Raw genomic sequence first — 20,067 nt, 5'->3', positions numbered from 1 at the left:
GAGTTTGTGAAATCTGCCGTGGAGAAAGTCGAGCGGGGCGAAACCAGATGGCTTTGCCTGAATAGGCTGGCCAAATGGTCAGTTAGATGGATAGTGAAAGTTGTCTATGAAAGGATCTGTTCAGTTACTTGTTTGCCTGTTGACGGGGAGTTTGTTTCAGGTGGCGGTGGCTGAAGAGCCCGCCCTGCGGCAGGCCATGATCAAGGGGCTCTTGGTCGTGGAGCTTGGAGATGGCTCTCATGCGGGGACCGCTTCCCAGATGAACGGAACTGTGGTCAAAGGCAGCGGCACGGGCTTTGAGGTTTCCTTCAATCAGGAAGTCGGGGAGATGATGGAATCGGCGACCAGTGAGGTCGCCAAATTCATGTCCGTTCGCCATGGTGACGATTTGCCCGAGGGGGTGAAGGTGGAGCTGGCCTTTGCTGACAAGTATTCACCCAAAGACGGTCCATCCGCAGCGGTCGTGTCGGCTCTCCTGTGTGAATCCATCATTTCGGGTGATGTCATTGATTCAGGATTCGCTGCGACGGGAGACATGACCGCAACCGGAGAGGTCCGCTCCATCGGAGGACTGACCGGCAAGATCAGTGGAGCGATTAAAAAAGGATGCGAGCTGCTGGCCGCGCCCGAAGCGAACAAATCGTCATTCCAAGACCTTTTGCTCATCGATGGCATCAAGCCGCTTTACGAGATTCAGCTCTTTACCATTTCTGATTTCGAGCAAGCCCGGGCCATTGCGATGGAGGAAAGAGATGAAGACATGCAGACTGCCATCGACGAGTTCGAGCTCGTCCAAGGGGCTCTCAAGAAAGATGAAGCCTTTTTGAAAAACCAAAAGGTCCGTGAAAAGCTGCGGAACATCGTTCAGTTGGCACCCAATCACGTTTCCGCCCGCCTCCTTTATCTTGAAAGCGTAGGCAAGGCACCGAGTCAGCTCTCCTTGCCTGGCTCTTTGACCAAGATCGAACAGGCTGCCGGAAGTCTTTCCGCCATGTTGCAGGATGGCTCATTCCTGGAATCGAAGGGCAATGACAACGTGCTCTTCCGACTGGCAAATGATATCGCCAACATGCGTCCCATGCTGGACCCCCGGACGCTGGACTATTCGGATTCCTACAGCGATGTGGCCAACTATGTGAAACAGCTTCGTGGCCGTTCTCAAATTAGCAGGGGACAGGTTGAAAAGTTCAACCAAATGGTTGAGACCGTGGTTGCCGAGCGGGAAAATCTCCTCAACGATCAGGAGATTCGTGAAGAACTGATGCTCGAGTAAGAGAGCAGTTCAGCAATCATTCCGTCTCCATGAGGAGGGTTCTGGGACGGTGACGGTTGCACCCGCGAGAAACGACCGAGGTGACGAAACCTTCTTGAGCTGTGTTGATGCCGGTTCCGGCAAAGCCAAACTGAAAGAGTGTCACTTGGAGTGAAGTTGTCTCTTTGCTATCGAAGGTGCCGCAGACTGAAGAAAGATTGATTCAACTCAAGCAGTGTCGACCGCTTCTGTTAGAGTTCCCTCCTTTGGAGCGAATTCCTAGTTCCTCGCCCCTCAATGGCAGTTCACTCGAGGGCTTTGTCGATCCCTTCGGGGGCATCACCGCCGGAGGGGTCGTTCTTGCGTGCTGCTACCGAAGGAACATCGTAGTAGCGATAGATTCCAAGGGGACGATTGCGGTCACCACTATCAAAAATAAAGATGAAGTTTCTCCGCTCGGGTCGATGAGCCCACACTGAAGAGTAGACGCGCTGGACCTCTTTGCTCCCATTCAATTTGGCCCCGAAGAGGACGTTCATATCCTGCACTTCACGCTTCCACTCCGGAGTGCGAACATTCCGATCCTCACCCGCGCGGACGGCCACCTTCTTATCATTGAAATTGAGATAAAGGTTCTGCTTCGAAAAGTTGAAAATCTTGTAGTCCGCTTCCGAAAGGTCGGAATCGCTGACGCCATAGGTTTTCAATTTCGGAGTTTTATCTTTTTTGTCGGCAAAGACGAAAAGCAAGAGCGTGCGGTTTGTCTTTTCGGCGATGAAGGTGGAGAGCACCGGCTTGGGAGCGTTCTCGGTTTCTTCCAATGACCTCAAGGCCTCCGCCTCAGTCTTGTAAAAGCGGAGAGCCCGCGGGCCTTTGTAATAGATTGGACCCGCCAAGGACAAGGAGGATGCCTCCATCTCCCGGACCTCTTTTCCATGCAGGTAGTAGAGGTCTTTGACGACCCCGTTGAAGGCAAGGGTTAGCAACTCCGTTTCGATAGACTTGGAGGGCTGTTGTGCGGTTGCGGGGTCGGCTGCGAGATAGAAAAGGGCAGATAGGGCGAGTAGCTTTGTTAGCATTGTTTTGGAGGGGGGAATGATTTTGCGGATTTGATTCAGACTTAAACTTCGCTCGGACTCAGCCAACGGAAAGAAACGACGCGAAAACGACGTCCGAAGTTTTTGTTTTCCTCCTTGGACATCTCATCCGGTCTCAGGTGGGGTTCGTCGGTTGGATTAACAAACTCGGCAGTCCGTTGGACAAAGGCTTCACAAACGGCGGTGACCAGAACCTTTCCGCTTTTGTCGAGTGATTGGCCAGCAGCGCGAACGCGGAAGTAGTCAGAGCGCACTTGCAACAGGGGAGCGAGACTCTGGAGGACGTCTCCTTGCATGATGTAACCCGCGAAACCACCAGAAGTGAGTTCCGAGGTCTTCTTTCCAATGCTGTTAGAGCCGATACCGAGAACTTCATTTTGGAACAAGTCTCCTTGCAAGCCATCCACTTCGTCACCCACGGAATCAACGAGGTCGGCGTTGGCGGATTTGTCGAGAGCTGCCTGGAGCGCGCCACGGCTCTGATGAGCGGATTGCGAACTCTCGGGGTCACGATTGACAAATTCGGCCAAGGAGCGGAATGGACCCCGCTCTTGGACTTCTTCTACCATCGAAGCAGCGAGGTCATCCAAATCGTTCTCGCTCAAGCGTCGATAGCCTTTCCAAAAGCTTGAGGAATTGCTCCCGTCTCCCGCTGACCATCCGCCTTCCTGCATCACATGGCCAAACCGGGGGAAGCGAATTCCGCCCTCCTTTTCCCAAGAGACATCGCCACTCTCGTCAATTACAGGGAATTCGAAATTCTCCATACTCGAAAAAATCGCTTTCCAAGCTTCCTTCGAAGTGGAGTTCACATTGAAGGCTCCATCGATGGCAATGCGGGAAGCAATCGCTCTCGCTCCATCACTGCCGGCATCCTTAATCAGATCATCAAGACCTTCACCGCTCTTCAGCGGGATAAAACGGTGGCGGTGATTGGTGAGCTTCCGGGTCCCCTTTGCCAACTCGTCGGGCGGGAATACGGAATCGAGGGTCGAGCCACCACCGTCGTAGTCCACCCCGATCGTAGAAAAGAAATTTCCATCCCAGATCGCTTCGTTCACGGCGTAGGAGATATCAGACATCGTAAAGTTCGGGATATCCGCAAAGTTGGCTACTGTGCGCTGGCCGAGAGGAATCCGAATATTGGCGTGGGAATTACCAAACGGGAAACTCGGTTCATAACCGTAGCGGGAAAGCTGGGCATGTTGAAATTGCCCTAGCGAGACCAGCGGGCCTCTGGGGATATCAAAAAGAGGAACGTGGGTGGAGCCTCCGAAGGAGGAAGTTGAATTCCCTCCGAAGCCTTGATAGCGGCCTCTGGTGTTATCCACTTCCGGTTCCACGCCGCGTTGATTACGGCCCTCGGCGACTTTGCCGCGACCGCCAGGACCACCATCGTAAGAGTCGCCATAGGTCTCACCGAGATAGGGAGAAGCGAAGTGCAAGCCATCCTGCTTGGAGCCGACGATACGAGAACCATCCCACCTCGAGTTCATGGCTGCATAGCGTGGGTTGGTATCGATCCAGCCCCGAATCTTCTGACTTCCCGCCCCGGCTTCGGCATCGATGGCATCGGCCGCCGTCCGGGCAACAATTCTCCAAGTGGAAATGTGCGAGGGAGTTCTTTCGAGTCGCTCGATGGGAATCTGTTCGTTTCCGATTCCGCGCGCATATCCGCCAATCACCACTTCGGGGAGACTGTATTTGAGTTTTCCCTCCGGAAGGTTTTGCGGCAGCCAGATGTCGGTGAGTCTTGGGCCGACGTTGTTGCCCGCCATATTGATCTCAATACCACAAGAAGTTCGCCCGGGGTCGGAGAGTTCTGTAAAGTGGTCTCTGGTCGCTCCCAAAACCGAATCGTCGAGGTAGGCGTATCCGTGATGAACATCGGAGCCAGCGGGAACCCGGAACGGTTGGCCAGGAGTCTGAAAGGGCCTCTGGGTTGCGCCCGAGACAGCGGGAAAGACCAAATCGAAGGTGAAGCCTCCATCGTCATGCCAACCCGGGCTGAGGGTGTAATGCTTGGTTTCGGTAGGGGAGCCCCAGTTGACACCCGAGGGCGGTTTTGTAATCAGCTCTTCATCATCTTCGATTGAAAAGTAACGGATTTCACCGGGTTGGAATTCAGCATTCTGTATGCGTAGATTGAACCGAGTCAGACTTGTTCCTCCGGAAGCCCACAATTCCCGCAACCAGATGTTTGTGCGATACCATCTTCTGCCAGTTGTCCCGCCTTCGCCATAGCCCGGCAAACTGGGAGTGTCCGCTCCGAGCCGGATGTTGGGGTAAACATACCACTTCACCGAAATCGTCTGCGGCTGAAGTTTCACATTGTAAGGATTCCAAAATCCCAACACCGGCTTCAGTTGAAGCTGCAACCGGTAGGCAGGCACGGGCCGTGTGGAGTCTTCGATGACGCCATCCCTGCGAGCCTTCAAACGAACTCCCATCTGCATCATACACAGTACCGGCGCGGCCCCCGAGTTGATGTGCTGGATATCTCTCCGCCAGTTCCCTTCATTGAAGTTTGTGTAGGGAGCCCAATCGCGCTCGGCGCCATTGATTTCGAGCTTGGGATAGAGATGCGACACGCCGATGGACTCGGCGGAGACGTTTTCCCACAAGCGACCGTAGTTATAGAGAATTCCCCAATTGGGACCCACGTCCTTTCCCGAGATCTCGGTCAATCGCTGGTCCAAGTAGAATTTTTCCGGAGAAGAGACCCGAGACATGGGGTAGAAGCTCTTTCCGTCACCCCGCTCGGTGTTCTTCCTGGCTGGCGAAGCCCCCATGACTTCGCGCACCATGGCGAGATTGCTCTGTTGAGAACTGTCGAAGGCGACGGAAAGGTCGGACTTCATCCCGCCGTCGACCACATTGACGGGAAGACCATATCCTCCCACGGTCAAGTCGTGCCCATATCGGCTGCTTAGAGGTTTTCCCTCCCCGGTCTGCGCCAGCGCCAAGTCAGCGGTCGCCAGACTCACCAGCGTTTCGACATCCCTCTCGCTATCCGAACCTAAAAAGGCCTCGAAGTCCTTGGAGATCCTCGCGAGGTTTGCTTCCTGCGCCAACTGCGAGCGAGCGACTCGCTGGGAGTTGGTGACTCGCTCCTCTTCGGGTGCTTCGATATCGATGCGCGCCTTGGTTCCTTCGTCAGAAACCCACCAGGCGTAACGCCCCGATCTTTCTGAAAGCGAATCGGTGACGGATACGAAGGGGACTTCCACCTCCTTCGAATTCTCGGTCTCGGAGAAGATGGCAAAATGACTTCCGCTTTGACTGTCCGGAGTCTTGAAGTTCGCGGGATAGGAGTTCAAAGACGAAAGATCGTCCACCGCCGCCAGTTCATTTCCACTCACCAGCCAGAATGGGAGCGAATCCTCGTTCTGCGTGCTCCAAACTCCGACCCATTGCCCCTGACCAACATTCCCATCGAGAACCCCACTCGTCGCCGTTGCCCGCTGGTCGGGTCCGGCATGCTTTTGTAGAGCAGCAATCGCCTGTATCAGCGCCAAGCGTGCGTTCGCTCGGGCTTCTTGATTGGCATGGTCCAAATTCGCAGAACGGATTGATACCGAGGAGAGCGACAGGAGTCCCACTGCGACGAGAGACAGTAGAATCATCATACTGATCGTTACGATGAGGGAAAAACCTGACCTGAAGGCTTTATGCTGGTTCCTAGAAAAGTTGGGTTTCATTTTCGTCCTAAGGTGTCAAGCGGATGTATTTACATGCGCAGGTAAGGGGTCATGTCCTTAGGGCCAGAAATGATGCAAAGTTTTCGTGATTAATTTATGCGATTTCACCAAATGGTTGCTATTTTGCGTCCCCTGAATCCTGAAAGGGCAATGAGTTTGGCGCTTGCGGTTGTGCCGAAACTTTCCTGCAACCGCTTCAGAATTCTTCCTTAGAGGCTCCTCGCATCAGGTTCGAAACCAATCAGATACGATCACCCACTCATAGTCGGCGAAAAAAGCTTCCGAGAGACTCAGGAGGCCCGAATCGAAATTGATGGAACTCATTCCCATCAATCGTGCGAGATCCAGCCTCAATGAAGAGGCTTTCGCCCCCTCAAGCCGATCTCCTTGCCAGTGCTAAACACCAGCGATTCCGCCCTGTAAAGGATGACGAGAATTGGATTCTCTACGGGAGCCAACTCTCGCCCATCGAAATGAAATCAGGCTGCGGATTCTTGGAGGGATTTCACTTTCATCCCCATTCGAACGCTCCGAAGCGCCCGACCTATGAATGGATTCGACCCGCTCACAATCTACCCGTATCCGTCCCTTATGGTGTTGGCTGGAATCTCAAGCGGAAGTAGGCCGACGGTTCGTGAGTGTTCGACAGCTCGATTTCAAGGCGGTCCGAAAACTCTCGGAGGGGCAGCTCGGATGGTCTCCAATCCTCAAGGTTTTCACTTTGTTCAATCGTCCAGGAGCCGAGAGCCTCTGTATTGCGAACCCAGCTGACGGTGTGCGAGGAGAGTTCGACTTGTTCCCAACCGGTGGAGTCTTTCGCGAGAGGGTTCGAGCCGCGTGCGTATTCCAATAAAAGCGGAACCCCGTCGAGATCGCGATCATCGTCTTCCGGTGCCAATTCGCCGAGCCAATCCAGCGACCATTCCGAGAAGGTCCGCTGCACGGTCACGCGGGTGGTCGCACTGACGGAATTTCCTTCAAAGTTTGCATGCACCGTGTAGTTCGTGCTGTTGACTGGGGTCGCTTGTATGGCGGGAGCATCGCCTAGCCTATGCGACCACCGCAGGGTGGCAGGCTCGAGGTCGAGGGAGTCGAAGTGGAAGCGATCATTGCCCACTCCGGTATCCGGCCAGAGAATTGGAAGGCCTGTTGCTCCGGAAATGTTCAAGACGAGACCACTGCCAAGATGCGTCAGTCGGTAGCGAGAGGAGGCCGTCTCGTCGACCATCCACTGCGAAGTCTCTCCCGTTTCCGCACTCGTCCCTAGGACGTCTCCTCGGCTGGCGTTTTCCCCATCGGGTTGCAGGTAGAGGTCCGATTGCACGGAGCGAATTCTGCAGATCCGGCCGGGCTCCGGCGTGCTCCAGATTCTGCCATCTTCGGCATCGACCAATTCCCAGATCTCGCTGGTGCGACCTTTGGGATCGGCCATGGCGAGTGAGGAGTCCGACGTCGAAATGACCACCTGATCGCGATCGGCTGGCACCAGTCGGAATCGCCACGGATGGGATGGGTGCAGGGCTTGGGCCCTGAGTTGGACAGGGTCGCCTCTCCGCACCGTGATCTCCTCCGGCAGGCCGCTTAAACTTGGTGGCAGTTCATCCGGGCTAATCAGGCAGCGGCCGGAGGCCATCGCGCCCGGGACTGAGGCGCGGACTCCCACCCATCGGGATATAGCTGTGGAGAGGGTTGCCGTTTGATTCGAGCCCAAGCCATCGTCCCAGTCGAAGCTCGCGTCTATCGAAACGGCTTGGATTTCCAACAGCGAACCGGAAGAGGGGAGAAGCTGTCCTGTATCATGCAGATTCAATCCACTCGGTTGGTGGGTGAGTTGGATGTGATTCGCGTCTGATAGAAACACTTCCCAGGCTGTTTGCTCCGAAGGAGTAGTGGAAAGAAAAAGGGTGGAAGAGGAGTCGGGCGCGGCAGTCAAATACTGGCCGTCACTCAGCCGACGCAAGCGATGCGGGCCTGCTTCGAGGCAGCCGGTGGATACAAAGTCAATTGGCTCAAACACCCACGGGCCAGGTGGAACTTTCGACGGTAGCTCGTAGACCCCATTTTCCCAGGTGGCGTGGGCGACCAGAGTGATTTCTTCCTCTGGTTCCGGATTCCGATTCGAGGGTGTAATACTGGTTCTCAGTCGGAATGGGGAGGAAGAGGCATAGCCATGCAAGGTGATGATCGACTGGGCCGGAATTGTGATGGAACCAATCGCGGGAGAAAGGGGGGACAAGCTGCGACCTCGATCCGTGATCCAAGGGTGCCACTCCCGAACGTAGCTCGGGCTATTGGCGTCGCCTTGGGGTAGCAGGAGGAGCTCGTCCGCTTCTCCAAAGTTCGAAACCACCAGTGCGAATTCCGTCTGGTCGGGAGACGTCCAAGCGGAGGCGAGAAGTCCTTCCAAGTCGTCGAGGGTGCCGGCTCCGATCCGATGCCAGCCCGGTCGAATGAAGCGGCTGTAGTGACCAATCAGATGATAGACCCGCGACTCATGAAGTTGCGCGTCAGTGTCGGCAGCGCTCCGGGAGTCGGTGTAGATGAGGCCGTCCTTGTAATCGTGTGGGGAAAGCGACAACCACCAGTTCCATCCCACCGAGTTGGCCCTTGTGAGGTCGCGATGCATGACTCTGGCAACATGTCGCGCCGGCCCCATCTGGAGGTTTCTACCCGGGCCGTAGCTACCAAGGATACTGTATTCCGATTGCAGCACGTCCACGCCAAGTGACTCGGCATTTTGTCGAAGCAAATCTCGCAGTGGCGAGTCCAGCGTCTGCAGACTGTCGGTGAAGTATGAGTGATAGCTGCTGACCGGAGCCAGCAGGTTGGCGACGGACGGTTCGCCTTGCAGGCTTTTCATATACTCACGGTATTTGCCGTAGACGCCATTGCTTCCTCCGCCCCAGACTCCTCCATCGTAAGTATTGTGGAGCTCGTCATCGAGCATCGCCGCGACATTCGCGTGGTCGCCATGCACGATCTTGGTCGTCTCTTCGAATCCTCGTTCTTCTAGCTCTTCGTAAAGAGTTTGAACGAGCGGAATGATGTCGGCGGCGGTGTAGCGGCAGCCTTCTTGGCTTCCATTTTCCCAAGTGTATTCCGGTTCATTGAAGGGACTGATGTCGTCAAAGGTGATCCCTTCGTTCTCTTGGAAGTGAGTCAGAATATCAACGAGGTATTCGGCGTAGTCCTCCAGCTTGTTCGGATCCAGATTGGTGGTTCCGATTTCGGGACTGCAGAAGGTTCTGCCATTTTTGGTCATCCACCAGGGTGGGGAGATTGAGGCAAGCGTCAGTTTATCAACTCCCAGATCAGCGGCACGGCGTAGGAACCATTGCTGCCCCGCGCGGCGGGACCAGTCAAAGGGTTCGTCGGGTCCATCCTTGAGTGCGACCGGGAAGCGCCAGGACCAAGGCTCGGCCGTTTGATTGCCGGTTCCGGTATCGCCGCCGCCGAAGTCGAAGCGAAGATTCGAAAGTCCGATTCCTCCGGCACGTGACATCAGTTTGAGAGCGAGGCTTTCCTTTACGGTTTCATCCCAATTTTCGGTTGGGTCAATCGACCAGAGCATCGAGCCTCCGAAGTGGTCGATGTGCTGGTGCACCTGGTCGAGCCTCGTTTGCACGACTGCGGCCGGCGTGTCCGAGGGAATGTCGCCAGCGTAAACCACCAGCAGGGAGAGCTGGGGCCCCGCCGTGGACTCATCCAGAATGGTGAGCGAAAGGGTCGCTCCCTTGGAAGCATCCGGATTTCCAAAGCGGTAGGCAACAGGCGAACCGCCGGTCCATGGCTGAGCGATGGACCAGCTTTGAGTCGCCGCATCATAGCTTCCCACATTGCCCACGGGGTCATCGGTGAATCCGGATAGCACAACCGTCCCCCGGGTCCAAATGACGTCGAGACCAGTCAGCCCATCGTCGGCACTCAGTTGAATGGTAAGAAACTCGTCGGCGGGAAGCTGACCATCGGCATCATCAACCGCAGAGGAACTGAGGCCCCCACTGATCCCGAAGCCAGAGGGCGACGCACTCACGTTCGCACTGCCGGATATCACAACGCTGCCATCACCGGAGGACAGTGTCGCTACCGGACCTGTCCGCATGACGTCACTAGAGGACAGAATCCCAGCGGTCCCGATAGCCGGCCAGAACACCGCCAAAGTCCATCCCACTATCGCGAACAACACGGCCCTCCCTCGAGAGAAGTCCGCAGCCATCACAGCACCTTCGGGGCATCTACAGCACCGTTTCCGGGCGTTTTTGGTGAGCTTGGTTTTGTCTGAATGGAATCGTTGAGTATGCATCGCCTTGGTCCATGCCGGTTTCTGGCTGGTGATGGGGCGGAGAGCAGATTCCGTGGCCATAGGAGTTGTCGGTTTTGCAAATGGAGTTGTCCGTTTCTTTAATCGCCAAAGCCACATCAAAACCTACAAATCGTTTCTTAGAGTGCGACGCATTCCTTCTCCAAATTCAATCAAAGACTTGCCGGCGCGCCTATTCGAGCGACTCACAAAGCCTCGACCTGGAGAAAGCCGCGGCCGAATTCGGGAGCTTCCGGGACGCGGTGCTTCGAGAACTCGATGGCAAAAAGTATCATGCCTGCACATTCCCGGTTCTCACTGGGCAAGTCACTCAACGGCAGTTCAGGTTTCCGGCTAGTCTACCCCCAATATTTTCGTTGTGCTCTCGATTGTCTTTCTGTCCTCTTTTCGAAGCAGCAACCGAGTGTTTGCCAGATCTAATTTTGAGAACGATTCTATCCATCTTCATCCTCGCCCAATTCGCGCCAGCTGCTCCCCAACTGTGGTGCTTGGAGTTACCCGAGAAACACGGTGACTATTTTCTCGAGAAGTTTCGGACTCTCGATCTCGCCAGTTTAAAGAGTATCAATAGTCGGCTGCAATCGCTTGTGGACGATGAGGCGATTAAAGAAATCGAACGCATCGACTTTGGAAAAGAGGGGAGCAAGCATCCTTTTCGTGAGCCAGTCGATCAATTTGCTTTCTCGACCTATCAATCCCGAGTCGACCGACAGTCTCTCTTCAGAGACTTTTCCATCAAACGTCCTCCTCCTGAAAAATCCCTCTCGGTTTCCTTGTCCGGAAAGCTGGGCAAGCTCTGGACTCCGAGTGCCTATTTCTTGGAAGAGGGTCGTCGGGTTATCGTGCTTGAGAGAGAGCCTGCCTCTCCCAACAGTTTGCCCGATGTGGTCTTCGAGTCTCGATTCGAGGTTAGCAATCCTTTGAGCGCGACTTATATTTGGTGGAGCGGGGGGCATCCTTGGACCTTGAGAAACCAATACCCCACTCCTGAGAACTTTTTCTTTTTCTTCATGAATAAAAGTGAGTTCAAGGACCCTCAAGAAGTAACCCATTCCCTGGGAGCGAGCCTTGGCTTTGTTCCCACGCAAGAAAACGCTTGGGACTCTCACTTCAACTTGGACATTCCCGAAGAGCGAGGCAAAGAGCTCATCGTATCCGAATATCACACCATCGAAGAACAGGGGCTTTTTTCAGGCAAGGAGCATGATTCCAGATTTCTTTTCGCCAAGGTCAGTTACGATCTGGAGACCCGTGCCTTCGTCGAGAGCACCACGGCCCGACGGAAAGCAGGGGGAAGCTGGTCGGCTTTCATGAGCGAGCTTCCTCTTGTTTCCCCCACGCGATGAATGACTCAGGGTTGCGCCTTGGCCAAGGGAGCCGGAGATTCGAACTCCAGTCTACCCAACCATGACATGTGATACAAAGAGGGCTCTGGGACTGAAGTTCGCCCTAATTGCTACTTGATTCGAATTTGGAAGAATTGCTGTGCTCCGAAGTTCTCGTAGTCGATGGTCATACTTTCGCGCTCGACACCTTCTACGATCGGAGAAGTGTTCAGTAGCTCCCACTGTCCTTCGAGTGAGTTGGAGCTCCAGACCTCGCGTTCTCCACCCGGGACCAGATTCCAGCTCAGTTCACCACGAGTCGCGGAGGATTTGGATAATGAAATATCGAAGGGGACATGCGAGAAAGTCGCGATCACCTGACCAGAGGTGCGCAAGAGAATGAGCCCGTCTTTGGCGGAGATGGCATTGAAATCATACCCTTCCGGCAAAGTGCGTCTCTCCCAAGGTCCATCCAGAGAATCCGAGATGAGATAACCATTGTCATGGCCTAAAATGAACTGACCTAACAACTCGTCGTAGGCAATCACCTCGGGCCGTTCGCTCAGATACTCGGAACGGTCCCAAGTGATCCCATCGAGTGAGGTGTAGAGGTAGCCGCTCCTCACAGAAACGAAGTGCCCTCCCAAGAACTGAAGCCGTTCGATGCGGGCGGTCTGATTAGTGGTAACTGCGGTCCAGTTGATTCCGTTGGTGCTGGTCGCAGCTTTGGTAAGGTCGTCTCCGCAGGCGAGGAAGATTCCGTTCCCATAGGCGACATGCTCGTAAGTCTCCGAGTTCGGCATCCCACTCTGGAGCCAGCTCTGGCCGTTTGAGGAATACCAAGCGCTCCCGAGAGCGCCCACTGCAACCCATCGACCTCCGCCATAGGCTGCTGCCGACAAGCGGGGATTGACTGATGCGCTAGAACGTCTTTCCACCAGATTGAGCGGGTCCGTGCCGGTGGCAATCGACCCTTCTGAGCCGAGCACCACGTAGTAGTCATTGGCATAGGCAATCCCGGAAATCGTCGTCGCGCTTCCCACTTGCGAACTATTGGTCCAAGACCCGCCTTCTGGGGACAGCGCGATGCCTTCCTCTCCTTTCGTAATGAATTGCTCGCCGTCGTGAATAATGGGGAGTGACAGGTAGTTGGTGCCCGGTGCCTTTTCCATCACTTGGGTCCAATTCACGCCGTCGACTGAGCGAAAAGCACGACCATCTTTGTCGACGAGGAGAAAGGCGCCATTGGCGAAAGCAACGCTCTCCAAGTCCTCGGGGGTGTCGAGGAGGGAAAGGGTAAAAGTCTGACCGAAATCCTGGGAAAGAGCGTAGCGGCCATCATATCCGGCCAACACAATCAGATCGTTGCCGGCGGCAGCTTCATACCAGAACTGAATCCCAGTGAATGCGCCGTACTCGTAGAAGTCCCCGTCGTCCGGACTGGCAGGATCGAACAAGTAGCCTTCGTCCAGTGCAAAGACCCCCACCTGATTGCCCACCGCAGTGAGCGCAAAACTATTGGTGGAGGTGATCGGACTATCAACCTCGGTCCAAGTGATGCCGTCAGTCGAACGGTATAGAAAAGGTCCAAACCCTGTCACATAGAAGGAACCGTGAATGAACTGAAAATCTCGAATGACCACTGACCCTTGCAAGGGAAGCCCTGTTCTTGCCACCCAAGTGCTGCCGTCGGGAGAGGTCAGGAAACTGCCATCATCCAAGCTAATCGCGAAGACTCCATTGCCATAGGCGATCTCTTCAAAAGTGGCGGAAGCCCCATGGCTCGCACTGTTCCAGGTCACCCCATCGGTAGAATAGTTGATACGATTGGTGGAGATCGCCACCGTCACGCCGCCTCCTTGTGCGACATGCCGAGCGCTTGAGGGCAAGGTGGGACCGCTCTCCCAGCGAAACCCATCGGAGGAAGCCAATCCCATCTTCGAGCCGATGATTTGAAAGCCAGTGCCGTCGAAGAAAACCCCCTCGGGAGAACCCACCGATCGGATATTAGGATAGGTATCAACCTGCTGGGCCGAAAGAGGGGGAAGCAGGAAACTAACAAGGAGGAGGGTTTGTCTGTAGCTCACTGAAAAGCAGTGAGATATTCGAGTCAGGAAGACAAGAGATTCTCAATTTTTTTAAGGAGCGCCTCGTCTCTCTAGACTTTGTGCGCCGCCTAAGGCGCATGTGAAAAATACCAGTCTTCTAACAGGTGTTAGAGTTTCATGGAGCGAAATTGCGATCCGCCTTGGAAAGGGGGCTGAAATTTCCAGGCGTCAAGCACGCCTGCCGGGCTTTCGTCGTTGCTGAGGTGGAGGTGGGGTTGCCTGGGACCGTGGAAGGGAGTGGTCGAGTGTAGGCCTTCTAACAGGCGCACGAGTGACGCCCCTTTGAGCAACTCGAAAGATCTCGCAGTCGCCGAATTGGTTGAAAGCTCGCAAAGTTCTGGGCCTCGGTTTTTTCCGAGGTCGAGGTTCTTCCACTCATTCCAAATGGGATTCTCTGTGATCGGTTAGCCCGGCGCCGGGACGCTTGTCAGTCTCCCGTTTTTCGATTAAGTTTTCTTAATGAAAAGCGTATTCCTTCTTCTTGTTGCCAGCCTCTTTCTCGTCAGTTGTGGGGGTGATCAAAAGTGGGCGAAAGGGACCGTTGAGCACGAAAAGAAATTCATGCGGTCCGTCAACTTGAAGAAGAACGGCGAGGCTCGCGCGCCCTTGATCGCCCCGAAGGAGGTGAAGCTCGCGGTCGCGGCAGCCAATCGTCTCCTCGACAAGCCCTACAAATACGGTGGAGGGCATGCCGTTCTTAACGATTCAGGCTATGATTGCAGCGGTGCCACCAGCTACGTTCTTCGCGAAGCAGGGCTTCTCCAAGGTCAGCTGACCTCCAATGGATTTTTCAACTATGGGAAAAAGGGGAAGGGCAAGTGGATCACGATCTATGTCCGCAACGGACACGCCTTCATGGTCATTGGTGGTCTTCGTTTCGATACCGGAGGTAGTGGAGGGAATGGCGAAAGCGGTCCGCGCTGGAAGCCTCAGCCTCGCCGGGTCGACGGCCACGCCATGCGCCATCCCCGCGGTCTCTAGATTGAAGATGTCGGGATAGGGTGAAGATGAGCGCCGGTCGAGCGACATCTCCTTGCCGGAGAAACCGCTTCGGGATGGCGGGAGAACTTTCGAATCACCTGCTCGCGCTGGCTCTGGTCGAAACGGGGAGACCCAGGGCGTTTCCCTTGGCTATCGTGTATCGCCCCGTTGGGGCTGACGATTTCGTTGCGGTGGTGAAGACCGCAGCGAAGAGCCCCAACGGGGCGCACGAAGATAGCCCGGGGTGCAGCCCCGGGTATGTGAAGGGGGGAGGTTGGGAACGAGCGTGCGATGGGTGAGTTCGAGGACCTTCCCGAAGTGGATTGAAATGCGGGTTCGCGGCGTGAGCATTTGCCGCGGGCGAAAGAGGCTTGCGCCGACTCGTTGCCGGAGAAATCGCTTCGGGATGGCGGGAGAGCTTTCGAATCACCCGCTCGCTTTGGCTTTGGTCGAAACGGGTAATCCCAGGGCGTTGCCCTGGGCTATCTTGTTTCGCCCCATTGGGGCTGACGATTCCGTTGCGGTGGTGAAGACCGCAGCGAAGAGCCCCAACGGGGCGCACGAAGATAGCCCGGGGTGCAACCCCGGGGATGTGAAGTGGGAGAGATTGGGAGCGAGCGTTCGATAGGTGAGTTCGAAGACCTTCTCGAAGTGGATTGAATGGCGGGTTCGCGGCGTGAGCATCTGGCGCGGGCGAAAGAGGCTTGCGCCGACTCGTTGCCGGAGAAACCGCTTCGGGATGGCGGCAGAACTTTCGAATCACCCGCTCGCTTTGGCTCTGGTCGAAACGGGGAGACCCAGGGCGTTGCCCTGGGCTATCCTATTTCGCCCCATTGGGGCTGACGATTCGGCTGATGATTCCGTTGCGATTGAAGTGCCGTTGAAAATGACCCACACGTTCGCGAGATGGGTCGGCTGAATCCATTGCGGTGGTGAAGCCTGCAGCTAGGAGTCCTAACGGGGCGCACGATGATGCTTAGCGGGGGAAAGTCGCTGTCATGCGTTTGTCGATTTTTTCCCGAAAGGGCAGAATGTTGTCTACTCCCCAACAATCTGCCTGCTAACCAAGGGCGTCTTTGCCGAGTTGGCGGAGGTTGTAGAGGCGCTCGGGCTTGGGGACGGTTTCGATTCCGCGTAGGGAGCGGGCGCCGGTTTTTCGTTCGGGATGGAAATAGGCTCGGGATTCTTGGAAAACTTCTTCGATGAAGGCTTTGGAGCCGATCGCAGCCCCATCGACGAAGTAGCGAACCCGGCAGCGCAGATAATCCGCTTTCTCGAGGCGGCCTCCGTTTTTGAGGACTTCGAGGGCCTTTTGGCGGGGGATTCGGGAGCGGAAGATCTGGGCTCGGCCTCCGGACTTCTCACGGGCGAGTTCCTCCTCTTGGCGGGCTTCGCTCTCGGGGATTCCAAAGAGATAACAACGGTAGCGACGCAAGGATTCTGCAACAGTGCTGGGGCGTTTTTGCCCCTGAACACGGGATCGCTCTCGAGCTTCGCCCGTCATTCCAATGGTGAACGAATCCAGCCGAAGCAAGGCCTCGCGGGCCTTGGCCGCCTTCTTGCCGCCCGACACCGCTTCGCCATAGGAGCACCAACGATAGTCCTTGGGATCATCGCAAATCCCGGCCCGCACCGGATTGAGGTCAATGTAGGCGGCCATGGCTTTGAGGGCTGGGCCCTTGCCTTCGACCAGAACGCTGCGAAAGCGGTCCTCCCATAGGGTGCCGCGTCGATTGTGGCGCTTGTTGAACCATTGGGTGAACCGTTGCTTGAGAACCTTCATGTATTGGCTGATGTCCCACATGCGGCCAAACCAGTTCTGCCGCAGGGCCTCCGCGGCTACGTCGTTGCCCTGGCTGCGGTAGAGTTCCAGTTCCCAGCGGAGATTAGTGGCAGCCTTCTCGCCAAGGCATTTCTGGACATGAACGATCAAACCCTCGTCGTCGGGGAGAGCCTCGTCGGCAGGGCGCTGGGGGACTTCCACCAAGAGGTGAAAGTGGTTCGACATCAGGCAATAGGAAACAATGCGCAGACCATAAAGCCGCTCATAGAGACGCATAAACTGCGAGAACTGGGCCTTCTCCGCCTCCCCGAGAACAAAGTCGCGATTCACGACGCGAGAAACGCAGTGGTAGTAGGCGAAAGGGTGGGATTGAGGAGCCTTGAAACGGGCGCGGCGCATGATGGGAGAGTGGCAGGGGAGCGGAGGGTTTGTCAATTCTTCTTAAAAGGGGACAGACACTTTTCATGGAACTCTTTTAATTTCTTCTTTTCATGGCGTTCCGTTGCGGTCGGTGGTTTCTTAATTCTTGGGATGACGCGACAGCGTTCAGGTGGTATGGATAGGCTGTCAATGAGTCTGAAACAGAGAAAGAAAGTGAGCGCTCTCCACTCTCCAGCGAAAGTGCATCGGATGGTTGTGGCTCGCAAGAAGGCTTCCTCCCAGATTATGTCCGAGAGCGAATTCTATCTGCAATGTCCGAAGGAAGTCCGAGTTCCGGCCTCTCGCGGGCAGCTGAAGAGTATGAGTTCGTAAAGTCGGACCTTCCGCCGTTGAAATGGCCTTCTCGCGGAGGCAAAGAGGTGAGAGGAAAAGAGCACGAGGTTTTTTTTCGAGGGAAGAGAGTATGGAAATACCAGATCGGGCCTGCTTTACATCCCATTCTACAAGGCAAGAAGCTTGCGGTCAGAGAAGCATTACCAACAGAATATCTGGCTCGATTAACCCTGCAAAATCAGCTTTTTGGCGATGACCTGCGGGTTGAGGGAGCTCTCTCAAGTGGGAAGATCGTAACGTCTCAAACGACGATCAAAGGGGGAGAACCTGTAGAAAAGGAGATCGAAACAACCTTGGGAGATTTGGGCTGGCAGAGGATTCCGACGCAGTTTCACAGTCTCCCGCATAACTTGATGGCTACAGCGTGGATACATCCTGTTGAAAGGGTGGTCATGGTTGACGCCAGGTGTCCAAACTTCAAGAAGACTGTTTCTGGGGATGTTTTGGCGATTGATTTGATGCTGGCACCGGCAAACCATGAGATGCTCCAACTTTTCGTTTCCTGAAATGACGTTGAGCGTTGTTCGACCGTCGAGAAGCTCAAAGGCCAGCTCTTGATTAAAAGGACAGGATCAAAATGGACAGCCACTTTACACTGAACGGAATACTTCTTGTAAGGTGATAGACACTTTTCATTCCCTTTCAATAACTTGTCTGTCCAACTACGACTTTGCCCAATCTTTGAAGAAATCCCACACCGCTCCTCTTATCGAAAACCCGCTTAACCAATCTCCATTCGGGACAGACACTTTGTAGCGTTCAACTTTGATGATGAAGTTAAAGAACTAGCGTCTGGGTGGACCAATAATCAGAAATCTTTTTCAAGATATTTTCTTCGCTGAGTTTTGCCGGAGCACATTTGGTCGCCCATGAGCGTCCGGGGTGGATAGCGTCCCAACTGGGACGAGCTCCTTTGTACCGACCGCTACCTGGATCGTGATTTCCAAAGCCATCGACGACTGAGTTCCAGAGGGGACGGTAGAGCTGTATGATGAGGGACTCTCCCAAGGGAATCCAGATGTCGTCAACGGTGAGGTAGCGACACCAGAAGTCAGTGACTTCTAGATTCGTGGCTTTGACTACTGATTTGCGATGATCCTCAAGGCGTTTGTAGAGGTCGGTTCCTCGCGCTGAGACCTCTGGGTCTACGTTGCCTTTTCGTGCTCCTGATGGAATCGCCTTTCCGACATAGATGGGTAGTCGTAGCTCGGTGGCAGAAGTGTTCCATTTCTGGAACGGTAGATAAGGCTCGAACTTCCCGTTGTAGTAGATGGCGTAGATGCCTGCACCTTTGAAGGTTTTAATCTCACCGAGAGGGACTGGAGGTGAATTGAGGAGAGACTCGGCGACGCTTTTGCCGAGGTTCTCTTTCTCAAGTGGATTGTAGGGCTTCATGCTTGGCGAGTTTCGCAAGGCGAGCAGAATCCTTTTTGAGGGCTTTGGCAACTGATTCTCCTACGATTCTCGCTAGTTCGACGGGGACGGCGTTGCCGAGTTGGCGCATGGATTCGGTCCAGCTGCCGAGGAATTGGTAGTCGTCGGGGAAGGTTTGGACGCGGGCGCTTTCACGGATGGTGAGGTAGCGGACGGTGCCGTCGGGGTAGCGGATCATATTCTCACCGCCGGGCACTCCGTGGTCTCCGGCCTTGAGAGCTTTGGAGGGGCGGTGGAGCGGGCTGCCGGTGTGGCCTGGGTAGGATTTGGCGCCTTCTTGGAGCTGATGGTTGAGCCAAGTTCGTGAGGCGGTTTTGGTGGGCTTGGGAAGGTCTTTGATGGCTTCTTGCAAGCTGAGCCAAGGTTGTTTGCGGGTGCTGGGGTGGGGGAGGCCGAGGTTTCGGAGCTTCTGGATTCGCTTCTGGGTGGCGGAATTGAGTTCGGTGGACGGCTGCTTGCGGAGGGCGGCTCGCTTCCAGAAGGAGTTTTCGACGAATTGGTCGATGAGGAGCTCTTCTTCGTTGTGGGTAGGGAGGGGGAAGGACCAGTTGGTCTCGACGTCCGAGCGGAAGCCGATGAAGAAGACGCGGTGACGCTGCTGGGGGACGCCGTAATCGGCAGCATTGGCTTGGTGAATATGGACTCGGTAGCGAAGGCCGTTGTCTCGGTTGCCGGATTGCTCTTTGTGGCGTTGCAGGCGGCCGAGGTTTTGTTCCCAAGTCGAATTCGCGGAGATGGGGAAGTCGGGGAATTCCATCTGGAGGCGGATGAATTCGACGTAGTTGGAAAAGGCAGGGCGGAGGAGGCCGCGCACGTTCTCGAAGATGAAGGCCCGGGGTTGAATCTCAGAGAGCGCCCGAACGGCTTGCGGGAACATGTCGCGGGTGTCGTTCATGCCTGCGGCTTTGCCTCCCATGGAGAACGGTTGGCAAGGAGGGCCGCCCGCTACCAAATCAACTCCTTGATACTGTGAGAAATCAACTTCACGAACGTCGGCGCGATGGATGGAGCACCCGTTGAGAGCTTTGTGCCCAGCATTTTGATTGAACTGGAGGGTTTCGACTGCCGCTTGATTCCACTCGAAGACGGCTTTGTGCCGAAAGCCTGCTGAGTGGAGCCCTAGGGCTAGGCCGCCAGCTCCTGAGAAAAGTTCAATCGAAGTGGGTTTCATTAGTTCAAGAGAACACTTTTGACGGAGGAGGTCAATTCAGATGTCCTCGTTTGACGAAGTTGAAATTTTCGATACAAAGGGACAGGTAACTTTCATTGTACAGTTATTTCCTGTCTAGGT

The 20,067-nt window shown here is 55.2% G+C and carries 11 protein-coding genes; 4 read left to right on the top strand and 7 right to left on the bottom strand.

The window, feature by feature from the left end:
* The first annotated feature begins 106 nt into the window (after positions 1-106).
* Entirely contained in the window at positions 107-1,273 is a 1,167-nt protein-coding gene (locus tag IE099_RS01645; RefSeq protein ID WP_189566743.1) for a S16 family serine protease, read from the top strand.
* A 284-nt stretch (positions 1,274-1,557) separates the two neighbouring features.
* Here IE099_RS01645 and IE099_RS01640 read toward each other — a convergent pair whose 3' ends face one another.
* The 3 genes from IE099_RS01640 to IE099_RS01630 form a co-directional block, all read right to left on the bottom strand.
* Positions 1,558-2,331, bottom strand: a complete 774-nt coding sequence (locus tag IE099_RS01640; RefSeq protein ID WP_189566741.1) for a hypothetical protein — start codon at positions 2,329-2,331, stop codon at positions 1,558-1,560.
* 41 nt (positions 2,332-2,372) lie between these two features.
* Positions 2,373-5,978 (bottom strand): hypothetical protein, encoded by a 3,606-nt coding sequence (locus tag IE099_RS01635; protein WP_189566738.1) that lies wholly within the window; start codon positions 5,976-5,978, stop codon positions 2,373-2,375.
* Between the two features lie 661 nt (positions 5,979-6,639).
* Positions 6,640-10,266: a glycoside hydrolase gene (locus tag IE099_RS01630; protein ID WP_189566736.1), complete on the bottom strand. Its 3,627-nt coding sequence runs from the start codon at positions 10,264-10,266 to the stop codon at positions 6,640-6,642.
* Between the two features lie 527 nt (positions 10,267-10,793).
* Between IE099_RS01630 and IE099_RS01625 the strand changes: the two genes are divergently transcribed.
* Positions 10,794-11,717: a hypothetical protein gene (locus IE099_RS01625; RefSeq protein ID WP_189566734.1), complete on the top strand. Its 924-nt coding sequence runs from the start codon at positions 10,794-10,796 to the stop codon at positions 11,715-11,717.
* Positions 11,718-11,827: 110 nt separating this feature from the next.
* Here IE099_RS01625 and IE099_RS01620 read toward each other — a convergent pair whose 3' ends face one another.
* The gene (locus IE099_RS01620; protein ID WP_189566732.1) at positions 11,828-13,783 is read right to left on the bottom strand and encodes a hypothetical protein; all 1,956 of its coding nucleotides are present in this window, start codon (positions 13,781-13,783) and stop codon (positions 11,828-11,830) included.
* A 480-nt stretch (positions 13,784-14,263) separates the two neighbouring features.
* Here IE099_RS01620 and IE099_RS01615 point away from each other — a divergent pair, with 480 nt between their 5' ends.
* On the top strand, positions 14,264-14,785 hold the full coding sequence (locus tag IE099_RS01615) for a C40 family peptidase (protein WP_189566730.1): 522 nt from the start codon (positions 14,264-14,266) through the stop codon (positions 14,783-14,785).
* Positions 14,786-15,845: 1,060 nt separating this feature from the next.
* Here IE099_RS01615 and IE099_RS01610 read toward each other — a convergent pair.
* Entirely contained in the window at positions 15,846-16,967 is a 1,122-nt protein-coding gene (locus IE099_RS01610; protein ID WP_189566728.1) for a transposase, read from the bottom strand.
* Between the two features lie 293 nt (positions 16,968-17,260).
* On the opposite strand from IE099_RS01610, the gene IE099_RS01605 reads away from it, so the two are divergent.
* Complete coding sequence (locus IE099_RS01605; RefSeq protein ID WP_189566726.1) at positions 17,261-17,848, top strand: hypothetical protein; 588 nt, start codon at positions 17,261-17,263, stop codon at positions 17,846-17,848.
* Between the two features lie 271 nt (positions 17,849-18,119).
* Here the strand turns inward: IE099_RS01605 and IE099_RS01600 are convergent, their stop codons facing one another.
* Together IE099_RS01600 and IE099_RS01595 are read right to left on the bottom strand one after the other, a co-directional pair.
* Complete coding sequence (locus tag IE099_RS01600; protein ID WP_189566724.1) at positions 18,120-18,737, bottom strand: Eco29kI family restriction endonuclease; 618 nt, start codon at positions 18,735-18,737, stop codon at positions 18,120-18,122.
* Positions 18,715-19,947, bottom strand: coding sequence for a DNA cytosine methyltransferase (locus IE099_RS01595; RefSeq protein ID WP_189566722.1), 1,233 nt, complete (start codon positions 19,945-19,947; stop codon positions 18,715-18,717). Before IE099_RS01595 ends, IE099_RS01600 begins: the two co-directional genes overlap by 23 nt.
* Positions 19,948-20,067: the final 120 nt, after the last annotated feature.

The organism is Roseibacillus persicicus (assembly GCF_014651675.1).
GTDB lineage: Bacteria > Verrucomicrobiota > Verrucomicrobiia > Verrucomicrobiales > Akkermansiaceae > Roseibacillus > Roseibacillus persicicus.
This window is presented reverse-complemented; position numbering and strand designations above follow the sequence as displayed.

Coding starts and splice junctions, on each gene's coding strand:
- IE099_RS01645 (WP_189566743.1), top strand. CDS start 107: ATGAAAGGATCTGTTCAGTTACTTGTTTGCCTGTTGACGGGGAGTTTG.
- IE099_RS01640 (WP_189566741.1), bottom strand. CDS start 2,331: ATGCTAACAAAGCTACTCGCCCTATCTGCCCTTTTCTATCTCGCAGCC.
- IE099_RS01635 (WP_189566738.1), bottom strand. CDS start 5,978: ATGATGATTCTACTGTCTCTCGTCGCAGTGGGACTCCTGTCGCTCTCC.
- IE099_RS01630 (WP_189566736.1), bottom strand. CDS start 10,266: ATGGCTGCGGACTTCTCTCGAGGGAGGGCCGTGTTGTTCGCGATAGTG.
- IE099_RS01615 (WP_189566730.1), top strand. CDS start 14,264: ATGAAAAGCGTATTCCTTCTTCTTGTTGCCAGCCTCTTTCTCGTCAGT.
- IE099_RS01610 (WP_189566728.1), bottom strand. CDS start 16,967: ATGCGCCGCGCCCGTTTCAAGGCTCCTCAATCCCACCCTTTCGCCTAC.
- IE099_RS01605 (WP_189566726.1), top strand. CDS start 17,261: ATGTCCGAAGGAAGTCCGAGTTCCGGCCTCTCGCGGGCAGCTGAAGAG.
- IE099_RS01600 (WP_189566724.1), bottom strand. CDS start 18,737: ATGAAGCCCTACAATCCACTTGAGAAAGAGAACCTCGGCAAAAGCGTC.
- IE099_RS01595 (WP_189566722.1), bottom strand. CDS start 19,947: ATGAAACCCACTTCGATTGAACTTTTCTCAGGAGCTGGCGGCCTAGCC.